Source organism: Dolichospermum sp. FACHB-1250 (genome assembly GCF_014696335.1).
Taxonomy (GTDB): domain Bacteria; phylum Cyanobacteriota; class Cyanobacteriia; order Cyanobacteriales; family Nostocaceae; genus Dolichospermum; species Dolichospermum planctonicum.
Window position 1 is genome coordinate 15,943 of record NZ_JACJPZ010000012.1, and the last position, 20,319, is coordinate 36,261.

At 38.3% G+C, this 20,319-nt stretch carries 22 protein-coding genes, 2 tRNA genes and 2 pseudogenes; 18 read left to right on the top strand and 8 right to left on the bottom strand.

Annotated features, from left to right (window positions below):
* The first annotated feature begins 69 nt into the window (after window positions 1–69).
* Both psbQ and H6F39_RS06030 read left to right on the top strand, forming a co-directional pair.
* The gene (psbQ, locus tag H6F39_RS06025) at window positions 70–522 is read left to right on the top strand and encodes a photosystem II protein PsbQ (RefSeq protein WP_190371922.1); all 453 of its coding nucleotides are present in this window, start codon (window positions 70–72) and stop codon (window positions 520–522) included.
* A 203-nt stretch (window positions 523–725) separates the two neighbouring features.
* Window positions 726–1,895 (top strand): FAD-binding oxidoreductase, encoded by a 1,170-nt coding sequence (locus H6F39_RS06030; RefSeq protein ID WP_190396391.1) that lies wholly within the window; start codon window positions 726–728, stop codon window positions 1,893–1,895.
* Window positions 1,896–2,237: 342 nt separating this feature from the next.
* Here the strand turns inward: H6F39_RS06030 and H6F39_RS06035 are convergent, their stop codons facing one another.
* Window positions 2,238–3,602: an AAA family ATPase gene (locus H6F39_RS06035; RefSeq protein WP_190396392.1), complete on the bottom strand. Its 1,365-nt coding sequence runs from the start codon at window positions 3,600–3,602 to the stop codon at window positions 2,238–2,240.
* A 275-nt stretch (window positions 3,603–3,877) separates the two neighbouring features.
* Here H6F39_RS06035 and H6F39_RS06040 point away from each other — a divergent pair, with 275 nt between their 5' ends.
* A complete protein-coding gene (locus tag H6F39_RS06040; RefSeq protein ID WP_190396393.1) occupies window positions 3,878–4,894 on the top strand; it encodes a hypothetical protein in 1,017 nt (338 codons plus the stop codon).
* A gap of 116 nt (window positions 4,895–5,010) precedes the next feature.
* Window positions 5,011–5,619 carry a hypothetical protein gene (locus tag H6F39_RS06045; RefSeq protein WP_206753550.1) on the top strand — a complete coding sequence of 203 codons (609 nt, stop codon included), beginning with the start codon at window positions 5,011–5,013 and terminating at the stop codon, window positions 5,617–5,619.
* A gap of 202 nt (window positions 5,620–5,821) precedes the next feature.
* On the opposite strand, the pseudogene H6F39_RS06050 reads toward H6F39_RS06045, so the two are convergent.
* Window positions 5,822–6,764 (bottom strand): annotated as a pseudogene (locus H6F39_RS06050) (Rpn family recombination-promoting nuclease/putative transposase).
* 236 nt (window positions 6,765–7,000) lie between these two features.
* Between H6F39_RS06050 and ffh the strand changes: the two are divergent.
* From ffh to H6F39_RS06065, 3 genes are all read left to right on the top strand, one after another.
* Window positions 7,001–8,446 (top strand): signal recognition particle protein, encoded by a 1,446-nt coding sequence (gene ffh / locus H6F39_RS06055; RefSeq protein ID WP_190396394.1) that lies wholly within the window; start codon window positions 7,001–7,003, stop codon window positions 8,444–8,446.
* 189 nt (window positions 8,447–8,635) lie between these two features.
* Window positions 8,636–9,418, top strand: a complete 783-nt coding sequence (locus H6F39_RS06060) for a Uma2 family endonuclease (RefSeq protein ID WP_190396395.1) — start codon at window positions 8,636–8,638, stop codon at window positions 9,416–9,418.
* A 167-nt stretch (window positions 9,419–9,585) separates the two neighbouring features.
* Window positions 9,586–10,164: a Uma2 family endonuclease gene (locus H6F39_RS06065; RefSeq protein ID WP_137907639.1), complete on the top strand. Its 579-nt coding sequence runs from the start codon at window positions 9,586–9,588 to the stop codon at window positions 10,162–10,164.
* A gap of 63 nt (window positions 10,165–10,227) precedes the next feature.
* On the opposite strand, the gene H6F39_RS06070 is transcribed toward H6F39_RS06065, so the two are convergent.
* Window positions 10,228–10,416 (bottom strand): cyanobactin biosynthesis PatC/TenC/TruC family protein, encoded by a 189-nt coding sequence (locus tag H6F39_RS06070; protein ID WP_236097104.1) that lies wholly within the window; start codon window positions 10,414–10,416, stop codon window positions 10,228–10,230.
* A gap of 14 nt (window positions 10,417–10,430) precedes the next feature.
* Window positions 10,431–10,622 carry a cyanobactin biosynthesis system PatB/AcyB/McaB family protein gene (locus H6F39_RS20950; protein WP_347238704.1) on the bottom strand — a complete coding sequence of 64 codons (192 nt, stop codon included), beginning with the start codon at window positions 10,620–10,622 and terminating at the stop codon, window positions 10,431–10,433.
* 528 nt (window positions 10,623–11,150) lie between these two features.
* On the opposite strand from H6F39_RS20950, the gene H6F39_RS06080 reads away from it, so the two are divergent.
* Window positions 11,151–11,834 (top strand): Uma2 family endonuclease, encoded by a 684-nt coding sequence (locus H6F39_RS06080; protein ID WP_190396396.1) that lies wholly within the window; start codon window positions 11,151–11,153, stop codon window positions 11,832–11,834.
* Here H6F39_RS06080 and H6F39_RS06085 read toward each other — a convergent pair.
* The 3 genes and pseudogenes from H6F39_RS06085 to H6F39_RS06095 form a co-directional block, all read right to left on the bottom strand.
* On the bottom strand, window positions 11,827–12,432 hold the full coding sequence (locus tag H6F39_RS06085) for a hypothetical protein (protein ID WP_028090379.1): 606 nt from the start codon (window positions 12,430–12,432) through the stop codon (window positions 11,827–11,829). The genes H6F39_RS06080 and H6F39_RS06085 overlap by 8 nt on opposite strands.
* 63 nt (window positions 12,433–12,495) lie before the next feature.
* Entirely contained in the window at window positions 12,496–12,831 is a 336-nt protein-coding gene (locus tag H6F39_RS06090; RefSeq protein ID WP_168359007.1) for a XisI protein, read from the bottom strand.
* 33 nt (window positions 12,832–12,864) lie between these two features.
* Window positions 12,865–13,080 (bottom strand): annotated as a pseudogene (locus H6F39_RS06095) (element excision factor XisH family protein); the annotation flags it as partial.
* A gap of 68 nt (window positions 13,081–13,148) precedes the next feature.
* On the opposite strand from H6F39_RS06095, the gene H6F39_RS20585 reads away from it, so the two are divergent.
* Together H6F39_RS20585 and H6F39_RS06100 are read left to right on the top strand one after the other, a co-directional pair.
* On the top strand, window positions 13,149–13,328 hold the full coding sequence (locus H6F39_RS20585) for a hypothetical protein (RefSeq protein WP_228036437.1): 180 nt from the start codon (window positions 13,149–13,151) through the stop codon (window positions 13,326–13,328).
* On the top strand, window positions 13,312–14,574 hold the full coding sequence (locus H6F39_RS06100) for a PatA/PatG family cyanobactin maturation protease (RefSeq protein ID WP_242028613.1): 1,263 nt from the start codon (window positions 13,312–13,314) through the stop codon (window positions 14,572–14,574). Before H6F39_RS20585 ends, H6F39_RS06100 begins: the two co-directional genes overlap by 17 nt.
* 51 nt (window positions 14,575–14,625) lie before the next feature.
* Here the strand turns inward: H6F39_RS06100 and H6F39_RS06105 are convergent, their stop codons facing one another.
* Window positions 14,626–14,814 carry a hypothetical protein gene (locus H6F39_RS06105; RefSeq protein ID WP_137907636.1) on the bottom strand — a complete coding sequence of 63 codons (189 nt, stop codon included), beginning with the start codon at window positions 14,812–14,814 and terminating at the stop codon, window positions 14,626–14,628.
* 68 nt (window positions 14,815–14,882) lie between these two features.
* Between H6F39_RS06105 and rpsP the strand changes: the two genes are divergently transcribed.
* From rpsP to bchI, 8 genes are all read left to right on the top strand, one after another.
* The gene (rpsP, locus tag H6F39_RS06110) at window positions 14,883–15,143 is read left to right on the top strand and encodes a 30S ribosomal protein S16 (RefSeq protein ID WP_137907635.1); all 261 of its coding nucleotides are present in this window, start codon (window positions 14,883–14,885) and stop codon (window positions 15,141–15,143) included.
* Window positions 15,144–15,150: 7 nt separating this feature from the next.
* Window positions 15,151–15,537 carry a KH domain-containing protein gene (locus H6F39_RS06115; RefSeq protein WP_137907663.1) on the top strand — a complete coding sequence of 129 codons (387 nt, stop codon included), beginning with the start codon at window positions 15,151–15,153 and terminating at the stop codon, window positions 15,535–15,537.
* Window positions 15,538–15,948: 411 nt separating this feature from the next.
* Entirely contained in the window at window positions 15,949–16,899 is a 951-nt protein-coding gene (locus H6F39_RS06120) for a PhoH family protein (RefSeq protein WP_190371932.1), read from the top strand.
* 60 nt (window positions 16,900–16,959) lie between these two features.
* A complete protein-coding gene (locus tag H6F39_RS06125; protein WP_137907633.1) occupies window positions 16,960–17,367 on the top strand; it encodes a ChuX/HutX family heme-like substrate-binding protein in 408 nt (135 codons plus the stop codon).
* Between the two features lie 79 nt (window positions 17,368–17,446).
* Window positions 17,447–18,223 carry a DUF6816 family protein gene (locus tag H6F39_RS06130; RefSeq protein ID WP_137907632.1) on the top strand — a complete coding sequence of 259 codons (777 nt, stop codon included), beginning with the start codon at window positions 17,447–17,449 and terminating at the stop codon, window positions 18,221–18,223.
* A 158-nt stretch (window positions 18,224–18,381) separates the two neighbouring features.
* Window positions 18,382–18,464, top strand: a tRNA-Tyr gene (locus tag H6F39_RS06135).
* Between the two features lie 88 nt (window positions 18,465–18,552).
* Window positions 18,553–18,624 (top strand) — tRNA-Thr (locus tag H6F39_RS06140).
* Window positions 18,625–18,799: 175 nt separating this feature from the next.
* Window positions 18,800–19,918 carry a magnesium chelatase ATPase subunit I gene (gene bchI, locus H6F39_RS06145; RefSeq protein ID WP_028083523.1) on the top strand — a complete coding sequence of 373 codons (1,119 nt, stop codon included), beginning with the start codon at window positions 18,800–18,802 and terminating at the stop codon, window positions 19,916–19,918.
* Window positions 19,919–20,319 lie beyond the last annotated feature (401 nt).

Consider the following 20,319-nt stretch of genomic DNA (forward strand, 5'->3'; position numbering starts at 1 on the left):
CGGTTGATTACATAGCGATCTAAAATAACACTGTTCATCGGCAACCAAAGAAAAAATTAATTTCCATTTATGGTGCGTCAACGTTCTATTTTCTCACTGATTTTCGTATTATTAGCAACATTCCTGATTGGTTGTGGTGGTCCTAGTGTTGCTACTTTACCACCATCTTATACAGCAGCGGAAGTTGCTAAAATTCAGGAGTATGTTCCGGGAATTAAAGCGGTAATTGATCGCCAAGGGGAACTGAAAAGCTTGATTTCTGAGGGTGAATGGATAAAAGTCGGCAATTTTATCCATGGACCGATGACGGAAGCTAAGTTAAATATGACTTATGTAGTCCCCAATTTGGCACAGCAGAACCAGGGAAAGGCAAGACAAATCATTAAAGATTTGTTGAATGACTTAGTAAAAATAGACCAATCTGCTACCGTTGGCAATACCAGTCAGGCTTTGAGTAACTACAAACAAGCTTTTGCGGATATTGACAAGTTCTTAGAACTAGTTCCCGAAAAAAGTAGCTAAAGGAAAAGGCCACAGGCAACAGGTAGGAGGAAACAGGGAATAGGGTAAAGAATAATAAATATATATAATTTATTATAATTCTCCCTCTACTCCCTGCTTCCTGCCTGCTTTCGAGTCTTGAATCACAAAATGCTAGGGTGATGGAGTGATAGGGTGGAGAGGAAGACTTTTCATTCTTCACCCCTGACTCAAGTGCGAAAACCATGAATGTAGTAATTATCGGTTGTGGTGTGGTTGGGGCGGCGATCGCCTATGAACTGAGCCAAGTTAAAGGTTTAAATATCACTGTTTTTGAGCAAAAACAACCGGCACAAGGTTCTACTAGCGCCGCCCTCGGTGTATTAATGGGTGTAATTAGCAGTAAAACTAAGGGTATTGCTTGGCGAATGCGAGAAAGTAGCATCCAACGCTATGGAACTTTGATTCCTGAATTAGAAGCAATTACGGGGCGGAAAATCCCCTGTAACCGTCAAGGAATCGTCATGTTGTTATCGGAAAATTTAGAGCGTCCCCTAGAAAGTGGCGTTGAGGTACTTTCAGAATGGGAACAATTGCGGGAAATTCGTCAATCCCAAGGTTGGCAATTACAAGTTTGGGATCAAGAACAACTCCAAAAATATTGTCCTCAAGTTAATTATCCCCAAAGTATTGGGGCTGTCTATTCTCCCCAAGATCTACAATTAAATGCTACAGCTTTAACTTTAGCTTTAGTAGATGCCGCCCAACGCAATGGGGTAAATTTTCAATTTGGTGTGTCTGTTACGGGTACAGAAACCCCACCTCCTCCCCCCCCAACACCCTTACACATCAAAAAAGGATTGGGAGAAGCACACAAATGTAATTTTATTGAAACTACACAGGGTAAAGTCACCGCTGATTGGTTTATCATGTCTGCGGGTTTGGGTTCAACGGCTTTAACTGCAAAATTAGATCAGATGGTAAATATCCGTCCGGTACTGGGACAAGCTTTATATCTAAGTTTAGGACGGACTTTAGGAAATCCTGATTTTCAACCGGTGATTACTGGTAATGATGTGCATATTGTCCCCATGGGCAATGGTGATTATTGGGTTGGTGCAACGGTAGAATTTCCTAATGATCAAGACCAAATACCGCCAAATCAAGAATTATTAGATGCTGTTAGACAACAAGCGATCGCTTTTACCCCAGATTTAGCCGCCGCTAAGGTTCTCCGCACTTGGTCGGGACTGCGTCCCCGTCCTGAAGGACGACCAGCACCAGTTATTGATAAGTTACCGGGTTTTACTAATGTTCTTCTGGCTACGGGACACTATCGCAATGGTGTTTTACTCGCCCCAGCCACAGCCACAGCCATTCGAGAAATGATTTTACCCCAAGATTCTCATTCTTAAATTTTCCTATATTCCTAGTCCATCAGACCCCGGATTTCTTCAAGAAGTCTGGGATCTGATGTATGGCGATTTCTATAATTAAATACAATTACTGCAAGATAGTTCTTCCTTATCAGAAACTATTATACCAAATTCCCCAGCACAAGTCAATACCTTTAACTCTTAAAATGCGAAATTTTTTCTTTTTCATGAATAGGAATGATTAAAATCTTGTGGTCTGGGCATCTTGGCCGCCAAAGTTGCTAGCATTCCCACGAAAAAGAACAAAAGTAGGCGTAATTCATGAATTACCCTTGGTAAAAATAAGGTTTGTAGGCACATCTTACCTAAGTCCCAATCTACTTATTTAAGAAGTGATTTGACATATTCCCTAAAAATAGGAGACAAATGAAACAGAGTTTTATCTGCCTTGGTTTTGATGATGAGATAGCGTTGTTGTAGAGATTGTAGTCCATTAATAAATTCAATAGATGATAAATTCAGGGACTGTTTTAAACTTTCTCGAACCACGGGGTTTTCAATTTTGCTTAGTTCTAAAACGAGTTGCTTTTCCACAGATGACAATCGATCAAATAATTGTTTAAACTGCCTTTTCATCTGACTAGTAATGATTAACTTATTATCAGCTAAAAATTCAGCAATATTCGCATCAAAACAGTCTTTTATTAAAGCAGCAATATCTTTTAAGTATTGGGGATTACCTTGATATAACTTAATCAGATTCAGCCAATTATCTTCATCTTTTAACCCCATATTTTCCAGAATTTCTCTGTTATTTATTCCTAACAATTCCAGGCATTGAAAGGGGTACAATTCTTTGTCTAAGCATTGCATTTCTGGACATTTTTCCTGACTGATTAAAATGATCTGGCTTTGATGATAGGTTTCCCTGATTGCTTGGAAAAATGTTTGATAGTTGCGATATTCCGGTCGGTATTCGCCAGCCAATTCACCAGGTATAAAAAGATTTTGCACATCATCTATAACAATTAAGCATTTTTGATGCTGGAAAAGATCCAAGAGTTGTTGAAATTGTTCATGTAATGTTTCCTGGAGTTGCTGTTTGCAGCATTTCAACAAATCACTAATCAGTAAATCAAGACTTTTAGGAAAAGTTAAGTTTCTCCAAATAATGATTTCAAAATGTTGATAATTCAGGTCAATTAATTTTTTTACTAGGGTAGTTTTACCAATACCAGGTAGGCCTAAAACTGAAATGAGACGGCTATTTTGCTTGAGTAGCCAACAGCAAAGGATTTCTAGTTCAGATTCTCGGTTGTAAAACTCGAAGATTTGAGGCGCGGTGCTTAAATCGTGATAAGTTAGTTCTTGCTCATTTCTTTGGCATTTATGATTTGCCGCATAGGGATAGTTGCAAATATTAAAACTATTATTACTTTGATTATTATTACTTTGATGATGATTTTGTATAATAACTGGTGATTCAGTGAGTCTAAATCTTTCAATCGTAGAACAAAAATTAGATTTTTTTATATCCTCACTCAAGACAGATGATAAAAGTTGCCAGAGTTCTGCCCCCACATCACTTACATAATTCTTATTAAAATTGCACTGCTGGGCAATATCATCATAGGTTTGTCTTTGCCATGTTCCCACCACCACAGCCCTTTGCACATCATCCAGATGTTTTCCTGTGTGTTCAACTACCAGCCGATCTACAAATTGTAAAATTTCGTTTACATTCATGAAAACTATACATACTAAGGGTTGTAAGTATTGTAGCAAAAGTTGACCCGATTTTTTCTAATTTTTTCCGTTTTTTTTCTTCTAAAATTATTTCACAAAAGAGATGTTTAAATCCGTATTTTTCTGGGTTGTTAAAATTCACAATTAAAGTAAAAGTATAAAGTATCAAATAAAAATTCCCTATCTGCACTAAAACAACAATGAGTCACGTCAATTTTTACCTCCTGCAAAGGTTGGGAACTATGACCACCTTGTTTTGTTGCCTGATTCCGGGCTTGGCTTTAGCTCAGAGTTATTCTAGCGATGGGTATAATATTGAAGCCTTAGCCCAAACCAACCAATCAGACCCAAACATAATCCAGCCTGGGAATCTATCTATTTCTGATGATACCTCAGTTTTACCTGTTTTCTCTAACATTGAGACACAAACAACAAAAAATGATTCAGTTCCCACGGTGTTGGCTCAGAAAAATGTTGTGAATGATGAAAATACCTTACCTGGCAAAACAACAACACCAGCAGTCTCCCCGACTCCAGGAGAACTGGATAGGCAAATTCAAGACTTACAGAAACGGCTACAGGTCTTAGAGAACAACATTCCTGAGTTTATTTGGACTTCTTCCCCTGGTGATAGTTTTGACGTACCGAGCGCCTATGGTGCTTCTTTTGGAAATATGGGCATTGGCGCTGGTTTTCAGAGTCGGACTCGTTTTACCCAGACTGCTGATGGTGGTATGGGGATAACTTTTGGTTTAGGTGATCCCGATCATACCATTGGTTTTGATGTCGGTATTAATATCAACGATTTAGGTATTAATAGCAATCAAACCTTTGGTGAGAGGGGTAGTTTTTCCTTTAAGTTGCATCGGGTTTTACCGGGGAATTTTAGGGCTGCTGTAGGGCTGGAAAATTCTTTAGTTTGGGGTGCTACTGATACCGATACTAGTCTTTATGGCGTTGTCAGCAAGGTTGTAAAACTCAAGCAGAGCAAGTTTGACCCCCTTAGTCGGCTGTATCTTAATGCTGGGCTTGGTAATGGACGGTTTCGCACGGAGAGTCAAATTTTTAATAATACTGATTCCGTGGGTGTTTTTGGTAGTGCTGGTTTGAGGGTAATTGACCAGATGAATGTTTTTACTGAATGGACTGGTCAGGATTTAAATGTAGGGCTGTCTATCGCACCTTTTGCGAATATACCCATTGTAATTACTCCTGCGGCTATTGACATCACGGGTAGTGCGGGAGACGGTGTGAGACTTGGTATTAGCATAGGCTACGGATTTCAATTTTAAAATTGGCAACTTTTGTAATTCATAAAAAGGTGATGATCATGAAATTTTCTTTCCGGGAACAAAAAATTAATTTTACAATGGTTTTATTTCTAAGTCCATTATTTGCTACTACTCTTTTGGGTAAGCCTGTACTAGCAGGGAAAACATCTCAATCGGATAAAATTGTTGATGTTAAACCTATTCCTATTCCTATTCCTATCATCGGTCCTATATTGGAGAATATATTTAAAACTGTTAATATTTTGGTTAGCAACACAAATTTCAATGCCAATTACAATACCGGGCAACCAAAAACCCTGAAACCGGAAAGTGCTAAATCTAAATTTGGTTTTAGGGAAGCTGCTGTTCAATTGCTGAAAGGACAATCAATTATGGCATTACAAAGAGGTAAAGCAGTTAAGAGGATAGAGAATAATATGATTCCACTTGATACTTTTACTAAAGATTTTGAACAGGTGGCAGATGTTTTGTCTATTTTGATATCACCCAATAAAGAGGTAACTATAACTGAGATTAATAATCTGACGAAGGCGGTTAATAATTTAAGAAAATCTACATATATTGTAGGAGAGGATATGAAAAATATTTCTAAACAAGTTTCCTCTGAAGAAGACTTAATTGCTGTAAAAGATATGGTAAAATCTATTGAAACAGCAACGCTTTTATTAGAAAATCTCACTCCTCAACTTAACCAGATTCGCTTGGCAATTTCCACAAGTGATTAGACTAGACTATCTAATTCTTTTTTGAGATTGTCAATAAATTACAGCAGATTACCATAAGGTTGAGGTACAATTTTAACAGGCAAGACTTGTACTGAGTTTGTCCGTTGTATGCCCGCACCACAATGTTTTTATCATTAATATCTGTACCTCAGAATATGGGCAACTGCTGTAATAAGTCAAGTACAGTTTTATAAATTTTAACTTAATCATGCTTATCTAACCAATTTTGTAGATCTTCCACAGTATCTAAATCAAATATTGCTTCTGCTAACACTTCAATTACCTCGATATTTAAACTTTTCACGCGGTTTTCTAATTCCATATCAATATTTCCTACTTTTCTCTTGATTTGACGGACAATTAAATCTTTTTCCTTGACAATTGCTTCTTGACGACCTTGTTCAATACCTTGTTCAATACCTTGTTCCATCCAACTAGTAACTATCTGCATAACTTCCTCCTTTTCCGCTGGTATTAATGAACCTATTTCTGCTTTAAATGTCTGTTCTTCTATTTTATTCAGTCGCAAATATGTGTCAATAAATCCTGATATCAATTGCATTTTTGCCGGATTTAATTTTAGGGTTACTAACAACCTTAAACACTCTGCTTTTACCTTTGCTCTATCTGCTGGTGCTATATTCATTTTTGACATTAAAGCAGATGCAACTGGATTTTGACGATTTAAAAAGTCTCTCCAATTTAGCTGATTTAGTTGTATGACTTGATAATTAAATTTTAGCACTTCTAAATCAGGAAAGCTGATTTGATAGTTATTTATGGCTAAGGTTTTGGGAGAAGAATATGAAAAAATGACTATCGGATAAAATTGGTAAGTCAAATTTTTCATGTAATCTGGAAAAATAACGGAACATTCTTTGATTAAATTTCGGTTTTGCTCCTGATTCGGCCTCAATATGAATGAGAAAGTAAGAAGGTTTACCTAAAAATTGGACTTTGGCTATTAAGTCGGTTTCATATTTGTCTCCTGCGGTAACATCTGTAAATAATTCTTTGTCTAATAATGACACTGAGTTGGTATCTAGATATTTAAGAACTTGGGGAAAGAATAGTTCTATAAATTCTATGAAAAATGTGGATATCAGTTCTTTAAATAAACGGTCATGGTCTATTTTTTCGCTCATGTTTTTGTCATATAGATTCCTTTGTAAAATACAGCAGTTTTCCTGACTTCTCCGTATCCTCTCTGTCTAAAGTGGTTCTTTTTTCTATAGCTGAGGATACTTATTACTAAATAAAACACTTTGAAAGTTACAGTTTACCAGATCAATGGACTGCTAGAGTCGGATAAGCTGGGTATTGAAGATCCTGAAAAACTTACCAAATATTCTCAACAGACTAACTACATTGTAACTGAACTATGTTTGATGCACTATCTGACCGTTTAGAATCCGCCTGGAAAAAACTGCGAGGACAGGATAAAATATCAAAATCTAACATTCAAGACGCTTTACGGGAAGTGCGTCGGGCTTTGTTGGAAGCAGATGTTAATCTTCAAGTCGTTAAAGATTTTATTAGCGAAGTTGAAACCAAAGCACAAGGGGCTGAAGTTATCAGCGGTGTGCGTCCTGACCAACAATTCATCAAAATTGTTTATGATGAACTGGTGCGGGTCATGGGAGAGGAAAATGTTCCCTTAGCAGAAGTTACAGGGAAAACCACCGTTGTGTTAATGGCTGGTTTACAAGGGACCGGGAAAACCACAGCCACAGCCAAATTAGCCTTACATTTACGCAAACAAGAGCGTAGTTGCTTATTAGTGGCTACGGATATTTATCGTCCCGCAGCAATTGATCAATTAATCACTCTGGGTAAGCAAATTGACGTACCAGTTTTTGAACTGGGAATTGAGGCAGACCCCGTAGAAATTGCCCGTCAGGGTGTGGAACGCGCCAGAGCAGAAGGCATAAATACAGTAATTATTGATACTGCCGGACGGTTGCAAATAGACGAAGGGATGATGGCGGAATTAGCCCGTATTAAACAGGTAGTTGAACCCGACGAAACCTTGCTGGTTGTGGACGCAATGACCGGGCAAGAAGCGGCAAATCTAACGCGCAGCTTCCATGATAAAATTGGTATTACAGGGGCAATCCTGACAAAAATGGACGGGGATAGCCGAGGTGGTGCAGCGTTATCTGTGCGGCAAATTTCCGGCGCGCCGATTAAATTTGTGGGTGTGGGGGAAAAAGTCGAGGCCTTGCAGCCATTTTACCCGGAACGCATGGCTTCGCGGATTTTGGGCATGGGGGATGTTCTCACCCTAGTAGAAAAAGCCCAAGAAGAGATAGATTTGGCAGACGCGGAGAAAATGCAGGAGAAAATCCTGTCAGCGAAATTTGATTTTACTGACTTTCTCAAGCAAATGCGGTTGTTGAAAAACATGGGGTCATTAGGTGGAATCATGAAGATGATTCCGGGTATGAACAAGCTTTCCGATGACCAGTTAAAGCAGGGAGAAACCCAGTTAAAACGCTGTGAAGCGATGATCAATTCCATGACTGGAAAAGAGAGACGTGATCCAGATTTATTATCTAGTTCTCCCAGTCGGAGAAAGAGAATAGCGGCTGGTTCTGGATACAGAGAAGCGGATGTAAGCAAACTAGTGGCGGACTTTCAAAAAATGCGATCGCTCATGCAGCAAATGGGACAGGGTGGCATCCCCGGTATGCCAGGAATGTTTGGGGGTGGAAATCCTTTAGCCGCAGGAAATCGTCCTTCACCCGGCTGGCGCGGTTATCCTGGGGGCGCAGCACCAGCGAAGAAAAAGAAAGAGAAAAAGAAAAAAGGTTTTGGCACTCTTTAAAATTTAAGCACAAAATCCCGGATTTCTTCCATAAATTCGGGACTTGCCAAGTGCAATAACTACGGAGTTTGTTTAGGGGTTCAAAAAAACGCAAAGCGATCGCAAATCACTATAATTGTTAATATATTCATCAGTGCCACTGCTTGTGTTCAAAACTTTATTTACCTTTGGTAAAATGGAGATTTAGATATGGTACAGCAACTTATACCACCAGAAATCAAACCAGAAATCATCTACCCTGATAGTGATGGCAACCCTATGTCCGATAATACTAAACAATATGAATGGATTGTTAAAATAAAGGAAAATTTAGAAATACTATTCGCCCCAAACGATGATGTATTTATAGCTGGTGATTTACTTTGGTATCCTGTAGAAGGAAGTGTAAAAACCCGACAAGCACCTGATGTTATGGTGGTGTTTGGAAGACCCAAAGGTGATAGAGGTTCTTATAAACAATGGCAAGAAAATAATATTCCTCCCCAAGTGGTATTTGAAATCCTTTCTCCAGGAAATACTACCAAAGAAATGGCCAAAAAAATCCTCTTTTATCAACGTTATGGAGTAGAAGAGTATTATATATATAATCCAGATACAATTGAATTAACAGGATTTATTCTTGAACAAGAATGTTTAGAGGCAATTGAGGATATTAATAATTGGGTCAGCCCGCGTTTAGACATACGTTTTAAACTCACAGCAGATAACTTAGAAATTTATTATCCTCATGGCGGTAAGTTTCTCACATCTGTGGAATTAAATCAACGTGCAGAGAAGGAATATCAACGCGCCGAGCAGGAACAGCAACGTGCTGAACAGGAAAAACAACGTGCTGAACAAGAACAACAACGTGCTGAACAAGAAAAAGAACGTGCTGAACAAGAAAAACAACGTGCCGACCAAGAACACAAAAATTATCAAGACCTATTAGCAAAATTAGCAGCTAAAGGTATTGATCTCAATAATCTCTAAAAATTAGAATTATATCCCCAACTTCTCAAAGAAGTCGGGGATATGAAAACTGCACCAACTAACACCACCAACTAACACCAAATGCGACCACCACGGAAAGGTTTATCAGGTTCAGTGTGTTGGGATTTTTAGAATATATAATAGCAAATCCTCAAGGAGCAAGATATATGACTACAATTCAGGTTAAAAGCTTCACCCTAGAAGAATATCACGAACTCATCGAAATTGGCTTTTTAAAAGAAGATGATCACATTCAATTAATTAACGGAGAATTGGTAGAAATGGTATCAAAAGGTACGGCACATGAAACTTGTTTAAGAAAGCTATTAAAGGAACTTCCAAAACTTATAGAAGATAGAGCAATTCTGCAATCTCAAGCCCCTATCAGTATACCACCCAAAAGCGAACCAGAACCAGATTTTGCCATTGTCAAAAACCGTGATGATGATTATTTTTCATCTCACCCACAAGGGACAGATATATTGTTAGTCATAGAAGTTGCAGATTCTTCCATAGACTATGACCAAAAAGTGAAAATACCTCTTTATGCAAAAGCGGGAATACCTGATTATTGGATATTTAATTTATTAGATAATTGCTTGGAATGTTACAGTGAACCATATCAAAATAAACAGGGGATATTTGGGTATACAAATAAGCGAATTGTTTTACCTACTCAGGTGATATCTTTACCTTGGTTTACTGATTTACAGCTTGATTTAAGTAAAGTGTTTCCTGTGTATTAATGAATATCCCCAACTTCTCAAAGAAGTCGGAGATATGAAAACCGCACCAACTAACACCACCAACTAACACCAAATGCGACCACGACGGAAAGGTTTATCAGGTTCAGTTTGTTGGGCTTTTTGTCTAGCCATTTCCTGTGACCAAAAACCATAATCTTCCAAACCAGTAGATAACAATTTGCGTTCAATTTCTTGTGACTGTTGAGGTTCTGGTTGACTCGAATTTGCGGGGGTTTTCTTTTGTTTACTCATAACTTTGATAACTCCTAAATTGCACAACTGCAAGAAGATTTAATTTGCTGATAGCTACGATTTTGAAATGCGGCGGGGTCATTATAATTAGCACCATGTAATAAGTCCATACGAATGCTAACAAGGAAATAATAGCTGGAAGAATAGAAAATTTGAATCTTTATTATCAAATGAGTTCTTCTACAACCACCAACAGAAACTAACAATAACCTGTAATTCTACCTGGCAAAGACAGCAAAGATGCAAAACCCTATCAAGAGAAAGATATAATAGAAAGTATCAAATAACTTGAACAACTAGAAAAAGGAGATGAACTATGAAATATAGTATTCTAATTCAATAGTCCCAAGAAGATCAAGCGTATATTGCTTTTTTACCTGAGTGGGGAAAATATGCTAAAACCCACGGAGAAAGCTATGAAGAAGCTCTAGAAAATGCTAAGGAAGTGTTAGAAGATTTGCTGTATGGCTATAATCAAATCGGTAAGCCTATACCCCAACCCCAAATATTACAAAATATAGCTTAAAAAAGACATAATCTGACAATAATGATATCTATAAGTTAGATGTAGGTTGGGTTAAGCGACAGCGCAACCCAACAACATTAAATCACAAAATCACCGAAATGTTGGGTAACATCCTGTAAATCCTGAAATCCTGTACTTCGACTCCGCTCAGTAACCGTAAATCGTGATTGGTGACAATTTCATTTTCTGCAAAATTTGAGCAAATTTTATGATATCTACTACTGCAATTTCTCCCATCTTAACTATTCCTCCCCTAGAAAACGGCGACAAATTAACCCGTCATGAATTTGAACGGCGTTATCATGCCATGCCGAATCTCAAAAAAGCCGAATTAATTGAAGGAGTAGTTTACGTGGCATCACCATTAAGAATCAAAAGTCATGGAGAACCCCATGCTTATATTATGACTTGGCTGGGAGTTTATAAAGCAGCTACACCGGGCATAGGTTTCGCCGATAATGCCACAGTGCTAATAGATACAGATAACGAACCACAACCGGATGCTTTATTAAGAATTGAAACAGGAGGACAATCAAGAATAAATAAAGATGATTATGTAGAAGGTGCGCCAGAATTAATTGTGGAAATTGCTGCTTCTAGTGCTTCCTATGATGTGCATGAAAAACTCAAAGTTTATCGTCGTAATCAAGTCCAAGAATATTTAATCTGGCGAGTTTATGACTATCAATTTGATTGGTTTAGATTACAACAAGGGGAGTATATTCAACTTCAAACCAATGCAGATAATATAATTTGTTCCCAAGTATTCCCCGGTTTATGGTTAGATAAAACAGCATTATTAGGAGGAGATTTAGGTACAGTATTAGCTGTTTTGCAGCAGGGTTTAGCAAGTCCAGAACATGAGAATTTTATTAGTAGATTATCTAGTTAGCAGCAGTTACCATCCAAACTAAAATTCCTAAAATGACATCAACAGGAGGAAGGGGATAATCTGTAAAATCAATTGTTACAGTTTGTTCCGTTAATTGTAGAAATCGCCAAACAGTACCATTAGTGACGCTACCATAAATTGTAGGAATGGGTTGATTATTAATTTCATTGAATTTTTGAGCAGCAATCATTTCCGCAATACACTGGCCAATACCCGGATTTAAGTCTGATTTTTTAGCTTCCACAATCATAACTGCTGGTGCTTCCACTTCTAACTGTTCCGTTGAACGACTCAGAACAAAATCACAGACTCCATTCAATCCTAAAGCCGAATCTACAGTAAAATCTGTACCAGAAAATAAACTAATTTTTCTTTGTAAAATCTTACGAACCTCTAGTAAAACCGGACTAATGATTAACTCAGAACGTGCTTTTTCACTTCCTGTCGCTATAGCTAATGGTAAACTTTCTGCTAAAAAATCAGTCAGGGTTGCACTAGCAGCTATTGGTTGGATTTCTGGCAGAAACTTTTGATTTTCAATGGTATTTATGCCAAAGGTTTGCTTGACTTTTCTGAGGGTAAAATCACTGTATGACATAATGTGACATAATGTAAATATTTTCAAAAATGATGTACAATTCATGTAAAATGTATGTGAGAATCAACCAACAGCAAAACCCGTATATTGTCTCACTAAAGGTTCATGAAATGCTAAAACAATATCTGATTTTGGCACTCCTAATTTAACTAACTCATCTGCTATACCAATTTCAGTTCCATCATGTTGTATCCAAATTTTCTGATCTTTAATATCCAAATGCAAAACACAACCATGCTGCCGTCTTCTGTTTTTCCAACCCACATACATCAATTGATAATGATCACCAAAACTATCAAAAATCAATTGTTGTTCAATTTCATCTTTAGCTGAACCTAATTGAGCATATTCTGTGATCACTTGTTTGACATAATTGCGATATTGTTCTAGTTTTTCCATGCTACAATTACCTCCTGAACTGGATCATAAATCATGATATTGAGAAATATTAGATGTACCAATAAAACTCTTAATTTCTACAGCTATTTTTTCTCCTTCTCTTTCAGCAGCTAAAACTTGCTCTGCACCGAGATCAATATACATTTCCACATCACCGACTTCTATCCTTAAAGGATCATCTGTAATCACCCAACCGTCTTTTTCTAACCCGATCCTAACAGCATCATGAAAAATATCTTTAGCTGGCATTAACTTTATAAAAAATTAGACTTTTCACCCATAATTATAACATCAATTACAACAACACAATCAAAATCATGCCTAACCTTACCGACATTCCCGGAATCTCCCAAATTTGGACACGCACAAAAGGCGACCCTCGCATTAAAATTGCTATCCTTGATGGTGCTGCTGATTTAGAACGCAGTTGTTTTCAAGGGGCAAAATTTAGTCAATTTAAACCCTACTGGGCAGAAGATATTGAACTTAAACGTTGAATACTATTATTATCTCAATTTATATTTAGATTTTAACAAACAACAAAAAGACAAAAAAGACGACCCCGACCACGATAAAGAAGAGGCAAAAAAAGAACGGGAGGCATTTTTTGCACCTTTCCCTCCAGCTATTAGACAACGCATTGAATTATCCAGTCATGCTACTCACATTTCTAGCACAATTTTAGGGCAACATGGCACACCCGCCCCTGGTATTGCCCCTTTATGTACAGCATTAAATATTCCTATTTCCTTCGCTAATGATGATTTTATTTCCCCTATCAACCTTACCCACGCTATTAATACCGCTTGGCAATGGGGAGCGAATATTATCCATATCGCTGCTTGTCACCCTACCCAAACCGGAGTAGCACCTGATTTATTTGCCCGTGCTGTGAAACAATGCCAAGATAACAATATGTTAATTGTTGCCCCAGGTGGTAATGATAAAGGGGAATGTTGGTGTATTCCCTCTATTCTTCCTGGTGCAGTGAATATGGACGGGGCAATTATCCCTGCTAATCCCTATGATAGCCGGCAAATGGTTGATTACTTGTCAGCAAATCCTACGGAAGCTAAACCTTTAATTTGGACTCTTAACCAAGAACTGACTCCTATTTATGCTTTAGAACCTGTAAGTGGTTTTGCCGCAGATATCTATGAAACTCTAATTGCTATGTTAGAGGGACAAATTCAACCAGAAGATAGTGATGATTTTGTGGAACGGGTAAGTATTCCTGCAAGATTAACAGATAGAACTGTGGAATTATTTTCTGGTCAAGTTGTGCCTGTAATTACTCTAACTAATACTAGGGGAATGTATGGCTGGAAAGTCAATAGTTTAGTAGATATGTCAATGCAAACTGTAATTACGGAAGCTACACCACCAGCCCAAGAAATGGCCATGAGAAAGGCTTTGAGTAGTTTCTTAAATCGAGTATACTATGATTTGCGAAATTTAGGACAATTTGCTAAAGATCGAGCGCTGAATTTTTCTGTAACTAATGCTTTTCAAGCGGCTTCTAGTTTTTCTCAAGCTATTTCTACAGGGATGCAGCTTGATAGTATTGAAGTGGAAAAAAGTCCTTTCTGTCGGATTAATAGTGATTGTTGGGATGTGAAATTAAAGTTTTTTGACCCGGAAAATGGCCGCAGAGCTAAAAAAGTCTATCTATTTACCATTGAGGTGAGCGATCGCATTCCTGTAACTTTAGGTCAAGTTCGCTCTTGGTCTGTGCGGAAATAAGCACCTAGTCTAGCTCAAGACCTAGAATTTATCAAAATCGTTTATAATGAATTAGTGCAGATAATGGAGTAAAGATTGAGGTGCTACAACTGTTTTATCCCGAAACCACGGGAGCAGGGGGCTTAAAAGAATATCTTTCTTACCGACAACTGACAACTGACAACTAACTAATAGCCATTCACGGCCAGGAAGTGCTAAAATTAGCGTTTCAGTGTCGGAAATTGTGAACGCGGGTGTCATAACCCAGTCACTTCCTCATCAATCAGTTGCAAACTCACTAACTAGGAACAGGAGAAACAGTTCTCAACATGATCAAACTGCGTTTAAAAAGATTTGGCAAAAAGCGAGAAGCAAGTTACCGAATTGTTGCCATTAACAGCCTGGCTCGTCGTGACGGTCGCCCCTTAGAAGAATTAGGATTCTATAATCCCCGAACAGATGAAGTAAAATTAGACATTCCTGGTATTGTGCAGCGACTACAACAAGGCGCTCAACCTACTGATACAGTCCGTCGTATTCTCGTAAAAGCTAACGTTTTTGAACAGGTCAGTGCAACAGCCGCATCATAGTTTTGAGATTAAATCCTTAGCAACCAGTCCCAATTATGTTGGGCTGGTAAAGTTTCTTGTGCAGCCGTTTTTAGAATCTCCAGAATCTTTAAAGGTTGATTGTGAAATATCTCAAACCCTGAAGCGGGCTTGGGTACGCATTGCTTTTGATAGTACAGATAAAGGAAAAGTGTTTGGTAGAGGGGGACGCAATATCCAGGCAATTCGCTCTGTAATTGCCGCCGCAGCAGAACTAGCTGGTCAATCAGTATACCTGGATATCTACGGTGGTGCTTCCCCAGGTCGGGAAAGTATGTCTTTTGATGAAGAACAGGAAGAGCGGACACTACCACCCAAGTCGAAAGAAAGAGAGAGTAATATTCCCAAACCTGTTGTTAAACCACGTTTGCGGTAATATCAGCTGCATGAAAATTAAATATTAAAAATTAAAAAAAGCGGATTAAATAAGCTTTTGAGAAATTTTTAGTATTTGGTTAATTTCCGCCTTTGTCAAGTAGTCAGTTGAGATTGTTGGAGACGGGAGACAACAGTATTGTCAAATCTTGGCTAATAATTCCGTGTTTATTGCGGATTTACCAGCCAAGAATTAACAAGTGTTGTCAGCCTATTTCCCAATCATAAACATATTAACTAACGGAAAGTTAAATTGCCCCGCTGAGGTAGCCACGGGGTCGCTACCCTTACATGAAATGTAAATCATTTATATGGTTAATTTTGTCTACCTGCTTAGACAATTTTAAATTTACATGGAATAGGAAAATATTAATTTTGTTAAAAACCATTTTTCACCCAATTCAAGAATAATATGGCAGATGATTTGATCCAACTGCCTAATATGTCCAGTGCGATCGCTTTAGCAGGATATAGTGAGGCTAATATCAAGTTTTTATCTCAACAAACAGGAGCTAATTTAGTTCTGCGGGGACAAGAATTATTAATTTCAGGGACACCAAAACAGGTAGAATTAGTAAAGAAATTGGTGCGATCGCTAGAAAATTTATGGAGTAAAGGTAATAATATCTCTAGTGCTGATATTCTCACAGCCCGTCAAGCCCTCGATACCAATACAGAAGACCAATTACAGGACTTACAGCGCGATATCCTAGCCAAAACTCGCAGAGGGTTAGAAATTCGCGCTAAAACCTTTCACCAACGCCAATATATAGACGCGCTTCGCAGACGCGATTTAACCTTTTGTATTGGTCCTGCGGGAACAGGGAAAACCTATCTGGCTGTAGTTGTCGCAGTTCAAGCACTACTTAGTAATCAATTTGAACGGTTGATTTTAACTCGTCCCGCAGTGGAAGCCGGGGAAAAACTCGGTTTTTTACCGGGAGATTTACAGCAAAAAGTTAATCCCTATCTGCGTCCCCTTTATGATGCCATTAATGAGTTTATAGACCCGGAAAAAGTCCCCAATTTAATCGAGCGGGAAATCATCGAAGTTGCACCACTGGCCTATATGCGGGGAAGAACCTTAAATAATGCTTTTATAATTGTTGATGAAGCCCAGAACACTACACCGGCGCAAATGAAAATGGTCTTGACGCGCTTAGGTTTTAATTCCCGGATGGTGATTACAGGTGATATTACGCAAACTGATTTACCAGCATATCAAAAATCCGGCTTAGATGTGGCTTTACAAATTTTAAAAAACGTAGAAGGGATTGCTATTTGTGAATTTTCTCAGAAAGATGTAGTGCGTCATCCTTTAGTACAGCGCATTGTTGCTGCTTATGAGAAATATGAAACGTAGTAAATTAGTTATTGGTTATCAATCTGAAATTGAACACTCACTAGTAGAAAATTAACAAATATGACAACAACATTGAAAGAATTTTTAGAAGCTTGTGAAAGCTTAGGAACTTTGCGGTTAATTGTCACCAGTAGCGCCGCCGTTTTAGAAGCAAGAGGAAAAATAGAAAAGCTATTTTACGCAGAATTACCAAAAGGTAAATATGCAAATATGCACACCGAAGGCTTTGAATTTCATTTAAACATGGACAAAATCACCCAAGTGAAATTTGAAACAGGTGAAGCCAAAAGAGGGAATTTTACAACTTATGCAATTCGGTTTTTAGACGAAAAATCAGAACCTGCATTAAGCCTATTTTTGCAATGGGGTAAACCCGGAGAATACGAACCAGGACAAGTAGAAGCTTGGCAAGTTTTAAAAGCAAAACATGGCGAAATTTGGCAACCTTTACCCGTAGAAATTTTGTAATTTTTCGTTTCTTTCAGATCCCCGACTTATTTGATAAGTGGGGGAGTAGGTTTAATATTGAATTATTGAATTATTGAATATGTTTACAAAAATAATTGTTAGTTGTTGCTTAATGCTTTTATTGTTTTTAGGAAATAACGAAGCACAAGCGGGAGAATTAGCGGAACATTTAGCCAAATTCCCCCAATGGGAAAAATTAACATCAGTCAAACCAGCAGAGGGAGATTTATTGTATCCTGACTGGATAGCTGGTAAGTGGAAAGTAACAAGTACATTAGTAGATTTAGCAGCACCGTTAGCACCGAATATAGTCACACCAGGCTTTGAAAATAATCGCAGTCAATTAAATAAACCAATTAGTTTTTTAGTCAGATTTGTGAAAGTTAAACCAACTAATTCAGGTTTAAAAATTCTTGCTTATTTCCAAAATCAAACACCAATATTAGTAGCTGATAGAGAATTTAATAGTTTAAATTTAACCAGAGCGTATTTAGGAGATGAAACTGTATTATCATCCAAGGTAGATCCTGAATCTCCTAATCGTCAAATTACATTTTTGCGGGGTGAACGTCAATTAATTTCCATTGTCACTGCTCGCGCTACAGAGAGAATATCAGAACATCAATTCATCACTTCCGAAGTTTTTCAACAATTATTTAAAGGTGGTTCTCGTCCCTATTTGAATACTGTAGAATCAACCACCGCTTACCAAAAACTTTCCACCTCTTCCCCAACCATTACAGCCGACCAAGTTACCGCTGTCTACCTTTCCCCCCAAGATCCTGATTATTTTACCGCAGGTTCTCGACCAGTAGCATTATATCGCTATCGCTTAGAATTTTTCCCTTCCAGCTGAAGTTTCAGGTCAAAATGGTGTTTAACCCCGCTTGTACTTGTGAGCAACTGGGAAAACTGGCTTGGAGTAAAGGATTTAGGCTTTATGAAAAATATTTTCTCTAACCCCTTGCCAAACTTAAAAACTATTGCTATTATAGTTGAGCGTGGGACACAAACGGGTCGGTGTCCGAGTGGTTAATGGAGACGGACTGTAAATCCGTTGGTTTACGCCTACGCTGGTTCAAATCCAGCCCGGCCCACCTCTTACGGATGTTAGGAATTATAATTGCTGTGTAATGATAAAATACACAGCAATATAAATCTTGATTTACAAATTGTTTCAGTTTTGCCCGTGTGGCTCAGTGGTAGAGCACACCCTTGGTAAGGGTGAGGTCACGAGTTCAATCCTCGTCACGGGCTTTTAAAAAAGCATATAACTTACCCAAGAGTTGCGAAAGAATGAACCACGAAGAAGGGTTAACCTAAGGGTTTGAACAATATCTACCATTGGAAATTTGCTGTCATACCCATCCCGTCATCTCCCCAGATGTGTCAAAATAAGGAATTGTCATCAAAAATATTATAAGGTAATTTAGTGACTTCAACTGCTCAAGCTAGTGCGAGTGCGCGTCGTGCGGTCTTTCCATTTACAGCCATCGTTGGTCAAGAAGAAATGAAACTGGCGCTGCTACTAAATGTCATTGACCCCAAAATTGGTGGTGTAATGATTATGGGCGATCGCGGCACCGGCAAATCTACAACTATCCGCGCATTGGCGGACTTATTACCGGAAATACCTGTTGTTGCCAATGACCCCTTCAACAGCGACCCCAACGACCCGGACTTAATGAGTGATGAAGTGCGTCAACAAGTAGCCCAAGGGTTAGAAGTTCCCATTGCTCATAAAAAGGTGCAAATGGTAGATTTACCATTAGGCGCAACAGAAGACCGGGTTTGTGGCACAATTGACATTGAAAAGGCTTTATCTGAGGGTGTGAAAGCTTTTGAACCAGGACTACTAGCTAAAGCCAACCGAGGGATTTTGTACGTTGATGAGGTCAATTTGTTAGATGACCACTTGGTAGACGTTCTTCTTGATTCCGCAGCGAGTGGTTGGAATACCGTTGAACGGGAAGGGATTTCTATTCGTCACCCCGCGCGGTTTGTGCTTGTTGGTTCAGGAAACCCAGAAGAAGGGGAACTGCGTCCTCAATTACTCGACCGTTTTGGAATGCACGCAGAAATTCACACAGTTAAAGAACCAGCTTTACGGGTGCAAATTGTGGAAGAAAGAGGGGAATTTGACCAAAATCCTGCTGTATATTTGGAAAAACACCAAACTCCCCAAATAGCATTACAACAGCAAATTGTCAATGCTCAGGAATTATTACCACAAGTTAATTTAGACTATGATTTTCGGGTGAAAATTTCCGAAGTTTGTTCAGAATTAGATGTGGATGGTTTGCGGGGTGATATTGTCACTAACCGCGCTGCTAAAGCCTTGACCGCTTTTGAAGGACGAACAGAAGTTACAGTTGACGATATTCGTCGCGTAATTACTTTATGTCTGCGTCACCGTTTGCGGAAAGACCCCTTGGAATCTATTGATACTGGCTATAAGGTAGAAAAGGTCTTTTGTCGGGTTTTTGGTGTGGAACTTCCAGAAGATTCCTCACAAAAAAACGGTGCGGGAATGAAAGCCGGAGTGCGTTAGTGATCATCTGGAGACGTTCTGGGGAACGTCTCTAAAACCGTTAATTAACAACTAACAAATTAAGTAGGTTGGCGTTAAAAATTGTCGTTATTTATTGAAAACCCATTGACGATAATTAATGTTTTTTCTTAAAAAAAGCCCATGCAGATTTTATCTAAAAAAATTCTACAAAAAATAGTTGAGAATTGCAAGCTCTGAAATAAACTTTTTGCGTTAACTTATTGAGAAAATTCTCAAGATTATTGAGAATATAGGCTAATATAGGGTACTTGTGCTTTTTTGCTGAAAAATGATTTAAATAACTTATTGGATATATTCAGATGTATAAGAATCATTGATGATGGTGCGTTACGCTGTCGCTAACACACCCTAGCTAAATGAAGCTCTTTCTCGCTAATTAC